At 74.2% G+C, this 271-nt stretch carries 1 protein-coding gene; it reads left to right on the plus strand.

Annotated features, from left to right (window positions below; translation table 11 throughout):
• Positions 1–17 precede the first annotated feature (17 nt).
• Positions 18–107, plus strand: a complete 90-nt coding sequence (locus ACJOT3_RS34805; RefSeq protein WP_421536143.1) for a hypothetical protein — start codon at positions 18–20, stop codon at positions 105–107.
• Positions 108–271 lie beyond the last annotated feature (164 nt).

The following is a 271-nucleotide window of genomic DNA, read 5'->3' on the forward strand; positions in this document are numbered from 1 at the left end:
TGGGCTTCTCCCACCAGGTGCCCGCGACGCGGGCCGCCGAACGCGATGAGGAAGAGGTCGACCGGTGGCGCACCCAGGTGTGGCCCCGGGCCAAAAGAGGACGCTGAGACCTCCGGGGCGTGGATCGTCTTCGCCGATGAGTGCGGTGCGAGCACGTCCCCGCCCACCCGTCGCACCTGGGGCCGCAGGGGGCGCACCCCGTTGGTGGCAGCACGTCGGGGCCGGCGGGAGCGGGCCAACACCGTCGGGTGGCTGTGCGTGCACCCCGCCA

The sequence above is a fragment of the Nocardiopsis protaetiae genome, from assembly GCF_045446735.1.
GTDB classification, from domain to species: domain Bacteria; phylum Actinomycetota; class Actinomycetes; order Streptosporangiales; family Streptosporangiaceae; genus Nocardiopsis; species Nocardiopsis protaetiae.